6 protein-coding genes are annotated in these 9,978 nt (G+C 72.9%); 1 reads left to right on the plus strand and 5 read right to left on the minus strand.

Translation table 11 applies throughout. The features are described from left to right. Positions 1-336: 336 nt before the first annotated feature. The 5 genes from ACZ45Q_RS33870 to ACZ45Q_RS33890 all read right to left on the minus strand — a co-directional run bounded on the left by ACZ45Q_RS33870 (position 337) and on the right by ACZ45Q_RS33890 (position 6,295). Complete coding sequence (locus ACZ45Q_RS33870) at positions 337-1,908, minus strand: class I adenylate-forming enzyme family protein (protein ID WP_468269002.1); 1,572 nt, start codon at positions 1,906-1,908, stop codon at positions 337-339. 144 nt (positions 1,909-2,052) lie between these two features. Beyond that, positions 2,053-2,592, minus strand: coding sequence for an SRPBCC family protein (locus ACZ45Q_RS33875; protein WP_468269005.1), 540 nt, complete (start codon positions 2,590-2,592; stop codon positions 2,053-2,055). Positions 2,593-2,799: 207 nt separating this feature from the next. Beyond that, on the minus strand, positions 2,800-3,777 hold the full coding sequence (locus ACZ45Q_RS33880; RefSeq protein ID WP_468269008.1) for an NADPH:quinone reductase: 978 nt from the start codon (positions 3,775-3,777) through the stop codon (positions 2,800-2,802). 246 nt (positions 3,778-4,023) lie between these two features. After that, positions 4,024-5,619 (minus strand): MFS transporter, encoded by a 1,596-nt coding sequence (locus tag ACZ45Q_RS33885; RefSeq protein ID WP_468269011.1) that lies wholly within the window; start codon positions 5,617-5,619, stop codon positions 4,024-4,026. A 91-nt stretch (positions 5,620-5,710) separates the two neighbouring features. Then, on the minus strand, positions 5,711-6,295 hold the full coding sequence (locus ACZ45Q_RS33890) for an NADPH-dependent FMN reductase (RefSeq protein ID WP_468269014.1): 585 nt from the start codon (positions 6,293-6,295) through the stop codon (positions 5,711-5,713). Positions 6,296-6,436: 141 nt separating this feature from the next. Here ACZ45Q_RS33890 and ACZ45Q_RS33895 point away from each other — a divergent pair, with 141 nt between their 5' ends. Then, positions 6,437-9,775 (plus strand): AfsR/SARP family transcriptional regulator, encoded by a 3,339-nt coding sequence (locus tag ACZ45Q_RS33895; RefSeq protein WP_468269017.1) that lies wholly within the window; start codon positions 6,437-6,439, stop codon positions 9,773-9,775. Positions 9,776-9,978: the final 203 nt, after the last annotated feature.

Below are 9,978 nucleotides of genomic sequence, written 5' to 3' on the forward strand. Positions count from 1 at the left end.
GGTACGGCCGAGGACAAGCACGGCTGGATGCACCAGCTCGGCTGAGTCCTCGGGCGCCCGGCGAGGTGAGGCACCCGGCGCTGGTGCGGGCCTCGGGGGGGGGGGGGGGACCCCCACCCCCCCCCCCCCCCCCCCCCCCCCCCCCCCCCCCCCCCCCCCACCCACCCCCCCCCCCCCCCCCCCCCCCCCCTCCCTCCCCCCCCCCCCCCCCCCCCCCACAAGCCCGGCCGCGGCAGGCAAGGCCGGACCGGCACATCGGCGACTCGCACGCATCTCAGCCGATCGCACACGGCCGGGGAGCAGTCGGTCCAGAAGGCGCCGCGGGAGCCGGCAGGGTCACTCCTGGCCGTGGCCCTGAGCCCGCAGCCGTTCGATCAGCTCCAGTCGCTTGATCTTGGTCGTGGCGGTCTGCGGCAGGTGTTCCAGCCGCCACTGCACGGGCTCGGCCATCGGCGGCAGGTCCAGCACGGCCGACTGCCAGTCCACCGGGTCCAGCGGCTTGTCGTCGCGTGTGGCCACCACGGGTACGGGCAGCCCGTCGTCACCGGGGACGATGATGGCCTCGGTCAGCTCCGGGAGCCGCGCGAAGAGCTTGTCCTCGATCTCCAGCGTGCTGTCGATGCCCGGGATCTGGTCGACTTCGCGGTCCAGCAGGTGCAGGCAGCCCCACTTGGTGCGGTACCCCAGGTCCCCCATGCGCCACCAGCCGTCGTTGACCTGCTTCTCCCAGCGCGCGTGCTCGCCGAGGTAGGTGACGATGCGACCGTCGCTGCGCACCTCGATGTACCCCGGCGACGACTTGGTCGGCGCCTTGCCGTCGCGGCTGACGACCCGTACTCCCGTCATGCCGGGGAAGGGGCGGCCCACGCAGCGGCCGTCGGCCTCCGCGCCCCGCTTCGGGCTGTAGGCGCGGCCCGCGATCGGACCCACCTCGCTCTGCCCGTACATCTGGATGTACTTGGCACCCTTGCGGCGGGACGCCCCGAGCAGCCGGTGCACCGTCCGGGGGTGGATGGCGTCGAAGGTGGAGCTGAAGTACTTCACCTGGGCCAGGGGCTCGCGGGGGTCCTCGGCGAGCACCTCCCAGCGCATGAACGTGTTCGGGTGCGCCTCGATCAGGCCCGGAGGCACCTGCCGGAACAGCTCGCCGACCACCGCGGGGTCGTCCTCCCGCATGATGATGACCGGGTGCCCCTGCAAGATGGAGATCGGCATCGCCGTGAACATCCGCGAGTGCACGAACGAGACGTGGATGGCGATCGGCTCGTTCGGCCCGACGAGCTTGGCGACCGTGCCCTGCGGCCGGTACCGCGCCTGGAAGGTACGGCCGGTGTGCACGGCCAGCTTGGGTATGCCGGTGGTCCCGGAGGTGTGCGTGATCAGGGTCGGGTGGTCGGGCGACATCGACACCGGCTCGACACGGGGGCAGCCCGCCAGGGACGACAGCTCCCTGGCCCCTTCGTGGCTCCCGGAGGTCAGCAGCAGTTCCCGGGAGAGCTCGAACACCTCGGCGGGCAGGTCGTTCTCCAGCTTCGCCTGGTCGGTGACGAGGTACGGCATGCCGATGCGGCGCAGCAACTCGGCGACGGTGGCGCCGTCGAGCTTGGGCGACAGCAGTACGGGCACGGCGCCGATCCGGGCCGCGGAACAGGCCAGCAGGGTGATGTCGAACCCGTTGGACTTGTGGATGACGACACGTTCACCGGTGCGCAGCCCGGCGGCCCACAGCCGGGACGCGAAGTCGTCGATCAGCTCCGCGGCCTCGGTGAGCGTCAGCCGGCGGCCGAGCTGCGGGGCGATGTCGAGGTCGTGGTCGAGAATCAGAGGACTCGCCGGATGCCTCGCCGCGGCTCTGTCGAACAGCGTTCCCAGGCGGATTCCCTTGTTCCCGATGCGCTGCAAAAACATGCGCGCGTCCTCTCGTGTGCAACCGTGGAATGGGGTGGGGCGGGAGTGCGGATGGAAGGGTGAAAGGCTGTGCGGAGGCTCGGGGTTCCCGGAATTGACGGGTTCTCGGAGAGCGAGCGCTGTTTTCCGCCGGAAGGCGGCGGGTCAGGAGTTCTCGATGACGTCCTTGATGCGGGCGAGCGTGTCCGCCAGATCCCGCTCGAGCTTGTCCGTCCAGTCCTTGACGAACCGTGCGCGTTCCTCCTCGTCGAGGTTCTCGACGATGTGGTGGATTCCCGCCGTCGCCTTGCCCATGCGGAAGTGGTGCGTGAGCACGGTCCCGCCGTCGGCCGGCGCCAGGTCGAAGCCCCAGATGCTCTCCTGGTCGGCACCGGCGTGGGAGAGCATCATCCAGCGGAACGTGCGGCCCGGCTCGGCGGCCACGACCCGCGAGTCGGTGTACCAGGTGCCGCGGATCAGCGGGGCCCAGGCGACGACTTCCGGCTTGCGGAGGTTCTCCCCGCGAAAGACGGCACCGACCGAGGACGGCTCTCCCGAAATCCATTCACCGCCCTGGCATTCGGGGCTCCATTCGCCACTGCGGGGGAGGTCGCTGACGACGTCGTACACCTCGTCCGGTGACCGCTTGACGAATATGTCGGCGCGCAGCTCGAAAAGGGGCGACATGTCGATGATGGAGGTCATGCGCACAGCGTTGCACCGGTGCCGCTGAAAGGGCGAGGGACGGTTGGAGAATTGGTCAGGTTGCCCGGACACGGTCGCGGGAAGGGCGCGCCCGACGCCCGGGCCGGGCCACCGGTGGACGGCGTTCGGCGTGCGGTGGACACGGCCGGGCCGGCGTCATCGCCGCCGTCGTCCGCCGGGGCCCTTCCCGCGTCGGTGCGGCCCGGGTCAGCCCCCCGTGTGCAGCACCACCTTTCCGGTCGCCTTTCCCTCCTCGAGGAGCCGGTGCGCACGGGCCGCTGCGCTCAGCGGGAGCAGGTCGACGGCGGGCGGGCGCAGCAGGCCGGCGGCGAGCAGCCGGTTGACCTCTCCGGCGGCCTCGGCGAGTTCGTCGACCGTGGCCTGCGAGATGGCGAAGCCGACGACGGAGCCGTCCTTGACGTACAGCGGTCCGGCCGGCAGCACGGGCTGGGAGCGCATCCCGGCCAGCAGCACGATCCTGCCGCGCCGGGCGAGCAACTCGACCGCGGTCGCCAGGTCGTTGACACCGGCGGTGTCCAGCCACAGGTCGATGCCGTCCGGCGCCGTCGCGCGCAGCCGCGCGGCCAGGTCCCCGGCCCGGTAGTCGACGAAGTGGTCCGCACCCAGGCGGCGCACGTGCTCCTCGCTGCGCCGCCCGGCCACGGCGATGACACGGGCGCCGGCCCGCGCCGCCATGAGCACCAGGGCACTGCCCACGTTCCCGCCCGCCCCGGAGACGAGGACCGTCTCACCGACCCTGAGGCGGCCGTGGGTGAACAGTCCCAGATAGGCCGTCGCCGCGGGATGGGCGACCGCGACCGCGTCGGACGGGGCCACCCCGTCGGGCAAGCGGTAGAGCCGGTCGGCGCTCACGGCCGCCTGTTCGGCGGCGGCACCCTGCCGGCCGGCGTATCCCAGGCTGTTGCACCAGACCCGGTCACCGGCCGAGAAGCCCACCACCCCGGGACCGGCCGCCGCCACCGTGCCCACGAGATCGCGGCCGATGACGAAGGGCAGCGGCACCGGCGTACGCCAGGCGCCCGAGCGCACGAACGTGTCGACGTGGTTGACGGCGGTGGCCTCGACGTTGACGATCACGTCGGTCGCCCCGGGGACCGGCGGCGGCAGTTCGCCGTACTGGATGACGTCGGGCGGACCGAACTGTTCGATGTAAGCAGCAAACATGACTGGATTGTCGGGACCGGGGCGCGCGCAGCCGCTGTCCGGGGTCCGACTGTGTCATCTCCGGGGCGGCCGGCCGCCGGCGGGAACGGCGGTCGTCCCGCCCGTCCCGCTCCGGGCCCGCGGTTCCGCGAGACCGGAAGGGGCCCGTTCCGCGAGGCCGGAAGGGACGCGGGCCACGCACATGCCGCCGGCCCACGCGGCGGGGCGTGGGCCGGCAGCATGCGGCTCGGTCCTGCGGGACGGCCGTCAGGTGGTGGAGACCGGCTCCTCCACCGCCTGGGCCTGGCCTTCCCGGGGCGCCGGGGCGTCCTGGGAGGGCGTGGCCCCGCGGCTCTTGCGGAGCATGGTGAGTGCGATGGTCGCGCTGATCGCGGTGACGACGGCGCAGGCGATGCCGATCGCGTTCAGTCCGTTGGTGTAGGCCACCCGCGCGGCGGTCAGCAGCGCCTCGGACGCCTCGGCGGGCAGGTTCTGTGCGGCCGCGATCGCGTCCTCCATGCTGGCGCCGGCGGAGTCGGCGGCGCCGGAGGGGGTGCCCTCGGGCACGGTGATCGTGTCACGGTAGACGGCGGTGCCGAGGCTGCCCAGCGTCGCGATGCCGAGCGCGGTGCCGAGGTCGCCGCAGATGGACGACAGGGCCGCCGCGGAGCCGCCCCGCTCCGGCGGTACGGAGCCGACGACCAGGTTGGTGCCGAGCGCCCCGAAGGTGCCGACGCCGATGAAGATGATGACGAAGCCGGCCATCAGCAGCGGCATCCCGCCGACCGGGTCGACGAAGACGAGCAGCACGTAGCCGATCATTCCGATGAGCAGGCTCACCCCGATGACGGTGCTCAGCGGATGCCGCTTGGCGAGGATCGGCGCCACCTGGGCTGCCAGGATCGAGGCGATGGCCGACGGCACCATCCACAGGCCCGCCTCCATCGGCGAGAAGCCCTCCACCATCTGGAGGAAGCCGGTGATGAAGAGGTAGCCGCCGCCGGTGCCCAGCATCGAGACCATCAGGATCAGCAGCGCCGCGGTGAACGCGCCGACCTTGAACAGCTTCAGGTCCAGCAGCGGATCGGCGAGCTTGCCCTGCCGCTTCACGAAGACCGTGCCGACGGCGAGGCCGACGACGATCGCCGCGAGCGGAACCGGCTCGAAGCCGTAGCGGGCGAGTTCCTTCAGCCCGTAGATGACCGACAGGATCGACACCAGCGACAGCACCACGCTGAGCAGGTCGATGCGCCCCGCGTTGGAGTCCTTGTACTCCGGCAGCAGGAAGGGGGCGACGGCCAGCAGCACGATCATGACGGGGACCCCGAGCAGGAACACCGAACCCCACCAGAAGAACTCGAGCATCGTGCCGCCGACCACGGGTCCCAGCGCGGTGCCGCCCATGAAGCAGCTGGCCCACACCGCGATGGCGCGCCCGCGCTGATAGGGGTCGTGGAACATGTTGCTGATGAGGGCGAGGGTGGAGGGCATGAGCGTGGCCGCGGCGATGCCGAGCAGTGCGCGGGTGACGATCAGCGCCTCCGCACTGGTGGAGTAGGCCGCGGCCACCGAGGTGAGACCGACGGCCGTGGCGCCGATCATCAGCAGCTTGCGGCGGCCGATCCGGTCGCCCAGCGTGCCCATCGTGATGAGGAAGCCGGCGATCAGGAAGCCGTAGATGTCCATGATCCACAGCGTCTGGGTACCGGTGGGCGCCAGGCCCTCGGCGAGGTGGGGCAGGGCCAGGTACAGCACGCTCTGGTCGAGGGAGATGAGCAAGGTGGGCAGGGCCAGCACGGCGAGTCCCAGCCATTCCCGGGGCCCGGCCTTACGGGCCGGGGCCGCGGCGGCGTTCGTTGACATGGGTGTCCTTCCTGATTGCTTGAGCGGTGATCCGCGTGGTCGCACGCGTCCTCGGCCGAGGCGGCCGGGCCAGGGCCTGTCTCGGCAGGCCCTAGCCCGGATACGGCTCCCGGGCGCGGGCGTCGCGCAGGACGTGGCCCCACCACGCGAGTTGGTCGAGCATGGTCTTGGCCGCGGTCCCGCAGCCCTCGGGGTCCTTGGGGCGGCCTTCGTCGTCGAACTTCTCCCAGTAGTCGGGGAAGCAGACGGAGTCCCGGACGGTGACGGCGTGCAGCCCGGGGAAGATGGCGCGCAGGTCGGCCACCGCGCGCAGTCCGCCGGCGATGCCGCCGTAGGAGACGAAGGCGACCGGTTTGGCCTTCCACTCGTCGACGTACCAGTCGATGACGTTCTTCAGCGAGGCGGGGAAGCTGTGGTTGTACTCCGGCGTGACGACCACGAACGCGTCCGCCCTGGCCAGCCACGGGGCCAGATCGGTCACCGCCTGGGGCAGCGGGCCGTCGAGGCTCTCGGGCAGCACGTCGGGCAGCCACACCTCGGCCAGGTCGATGACGTCGACGTCGAAGTCGTCCCGCTTGGCGGCCTCGGCGGCGATCCACTGGGCGGGGACGAGGCCGAAGCGGCCGGCGCGCGTACTGCCGATGATCACGGCCACACTCAGTCTGCGGTCCGGCATGCTGGCTCCTCCTGTGCTCGGCTCGAGGGCTTCTCACGATGCGCCCCGCCGCTCACGGCCCTCTCTCGGTCCGCTCTCGGTGGCCTCCGGGGCCCGATTCCGTCCTGTCGGGAGCGTGATCGCATCGGTTAGCCTGACCGCATGCAGTTAGGGGTGCTGGGTCCGCTGGGGGTATGGACGGCCGACGGGTCGGAGGTCAGGATCCCGGAGCTGAAGGTCCGTGCCCTGCTGGCATGTCTCCTGGTGCACCGAGGGCGCCCGGTCTCCGCGGACCGGCTCGTCGAGGACCTGTGGGGGTCAAGGCTCCCGAGCAATCCGCCGGGCGCGCTCCAGACGAAGGTGTGGCAGTTGCGGCGCGCGCTGGAGGACGCGGAGCCGGGTGGCCGCTCCCTGGTCGTCTCCCGTCCGCCGGGGTACGAACTGCGGGTCGGGTCCGACACGGTGGACGCCGACCGGTTCCAGGAACTGCTCGGCCGTGCGCGGGGGATCGCCGAGCCCGGGGCGCGGGCGGCCCTGCTGGCGGACGCCCTGGCGATGTGGCGTGGTCCCGCGTTCGCCGACTTCGCCGACGAGGAGTTCGCGCGCACCGCGGCGGCCCGGCTGGAGGAGCAGCGGCTGACCGCCGTGGAGGAGCAGGCGGAGGCGCGTCTGGAGCTCGGCGACCATGCCCTGGTCGCCGACGAGTTGAGCGATCTGGTGCGGGCGCACCCGTTGCGGGAACGCCTGCGCGCCGCGCATGTGCGCGCGCTCTACCAGGCCGGACGGCAGGACGCGGCACTGCGCAGCTTCGAGGAGCTGCGCACCCGGCTCGCCGAGGAGCTCGGGGTGGATCCCGGGCCCGAACTGACGGCGTTGTACCAGGCGATCCTCGCGCAGGATCCGGCGCTGGCCGCCCCACCCGCCCCCGCCTTCTCCGCGGTCGAGCCGACGAGCAGCGTGCCGGCCGCGCTGACGGAGCTGGTCGGCCGCGGCGAGGCGGTCGAGGAGCTGCGCGTGCTGCTGGGCACCCATCGTCTGGTGACGCTCACCGGGCCCGGCGGCGTCGGCAAGACCCAGCTGGCGCTCGCGACCGCGGCCCGCCTCGGCGCGACGTTCCCCGGCGGTGTCCACCTGGCGGAGTTCTCCGCGCTCGATCCGGCGTCCGCGGCCCGGCGAGCGGGAGTGTGGGCCGACGTGAACGACCTGGTCGGCACCGTGCTCGGGGTGCGGGACGACATGGCTCGCTTCGCCGACGAGCCGATGTCACTGGCCCCGCGCGTCGCGCACGCGCTGAGCGACCGGCCCGCCCTGCTGCTCTTCGACAACTGCGAGCATGTCGCCGAGCCGGTGGCCGAGTTGGCCGAGCAGTTGCTGAAGGCGGCTCCCGCCCTGCGCATCCTGGCCACGAGCCAGGTGCCGCTCGGCATCACCGGGGAGTGGCTCCAGGAGGTGCCGCCGCTGCGATGGCCGGCGTCCGCCACGGGCCTGAGCGTGGCGGACGTGGGTCGCTTCAGCGCCGTGGAGCTGTTCGTGCAGCGCGCCGCGGCGGCCGCGCCCCGCTTCGTCCTCGACGAGACGACCCTCGGCGCGGTGGTGTCGATCTGCCGGCGCCTGGACGGCATTCCCCTGGCTCTGGAGATGGCGGCGACGCGCGTGCGGGCACTGGGCGTGCGGGAGCTGTCCGCCCGGCTGGACGACCGCTTCCGCCTTCTCGCGGTGGGCCCGCGCGGGGCACCGGCCCGGCAGCGCACGCTGCGGGCGATGATCGACTGGAGCTGGGAGCTGCTCGGCGACCGGGAGCAGGCGGTGCTGCGGCGCCTGGCCGTGCACGCCGACGGCTGTACGCTCGCCGCGGCGGAGGAGCTGTGCGCCGGGGACGGCGTGGACCGGGTGGAGGTCCTCGACCTCCTGGCCCGGCTCGTGGACTCCTCGCTGCTGGTCATGACCGACGGCGGGGGCGGCGCGGAGGGACCGCGCTACCGGATGCTGGAGTCGGTGGCCGCCTACGCCGCCGAACGGCTGTCGGAGTCGGGGGAGTCGGCGGCCCTCCAGTGCAGGCACCGCGCCTATTACACGGCGCTGGCCGAACGGGCCGAGCCCCACCTGCGAGGGCACGCGCAGCGCCAGTGGCTGCGCCGGCTGGACGCCGAGAACGCCAACCTGCGCTCCGCGCTGGAGAGCGCCGTGCGGGCCTCGGACGCCGAGTGCGCCCTCAGGCTGGTCAACGCGCTGGCCTGGTACTGGCATCTGCGGGGACGCAACAGCGAGGCCGAGCGCTCTCTCTCCCTGGCCCTGTCGGCCGGCGACGACGCCCCCGCCGCCCTGGTGGCCACGGCGACGGCGTGGCGGGCCGGCATCAGGCTGGTGCTCGGCGGCAGCGCGGACCCCGGCGGCGAGTACCGGGCCGCGCTGGAGCCGTACGAGAGGATCGACGACCCGCTCGGCCGGGCCCGGGCGCAGTGGTTCGTGGCGTCGAACCTCTACGGTGTGGGTGATCCGGCACCGAGCCGGAAGCTGATCGAGTCCGCGCTCGCCACGTTCCGGTCGCTCGGCGACCGGTGGGGCACCGCCGCGGCGCTCGCCAGCCTGGCGTTCCACGCGAAGATGCGCGGGGAGTTCCCGGCGCTGCGGCGCCACGGCACGCGGAGCCTGGAGCTGTTCAGGCAACTGGGCGACCAGTGGGGGCAGTTGCGGGCCATGGTGCCGCTCCAGATGCTCGCCGAGGTGACGGGTGACTACGAGCGCGCCGGGCGGCTGCACCGGGAAGGGCTGCGGATGGCCGAGGACCTGGGGCTGTGGCCCGAGGTGTCGTTCCAGCTCTCGGGCCTGGGGCGCATCGCCATGCTCACCCGGGACCATGCGCAGGCCCGGGAGTTCCATGAGCGGGCCAGGCGTGCGGCGGTCTCCCAGTCCGACAAGTTCGGGGAGCAGTACGCGGAGATCGGGCTCGGGATGGGGGCGCGGCGCGAGGGCGACCTGGACGCGGCGGAGACCCACATGCACAACGTGCTGGAAGTGCACCGCCAGATGGGGTACGAGCCGGGCCTGCCCGCGCTCATCCTCGCCGAGCTCGGCTTCACCGCCGAGCTGCGGGGCGAGGCGGCCAGAGCGGTCCGGTTGCAGCTCGAGGGCCTGTCCGCGGCGCGCGGCACCGGGGACCCCCGGGCGGTGGCGCTGGGCCTGGAGGGCCTGGCCGGTGCGCAGGCGCTGGCGGGGCACGCGGAGCATGCGGCACGGCTGCTGGGCGCCGCGGCGGCGGCCCGGCACTCGGTCGGCACACCGCTTCCCGAGGGCGAACAGGACGATGTCGCCCGCATCACGGCGCGCGTCCGGGGCGCCCTGGGTGACGAGCGGTTCGACGCCCTGTACGGCGCCGAGCTGCCGGGGGACGGCGTGTCGAGAGTGGACGCCCTGCTCGAGGAGGCGTCCCTGGCCGAGGGTGTGTCCCTGACCGAGGGTGTGTCTCTGACCGAGGGCGCGTCCCTGACCGAGGGTGTGTGAGCCGCCCGCGTTCCCCGTGCGGCGGCGGCGCCACGACGAGCGGGGTGGGGGGGGGGGGGGGGGGGGGGGGGGGGGGGGGGGGGGAAGGGAGAGAGGGGAGGGGGGGGGGGGGGGAAGAGGGGGGGGGGGGGGGGGGCTGGATGTAAAAAAAGAAAAAAAACCGGAGGAGGAATGGAATTGGTTCCTGTTCGGACCAGCGAGAA

It is taken from the genome of Streptomyces sp. NPDC031049, assembly GCF_055571015.1.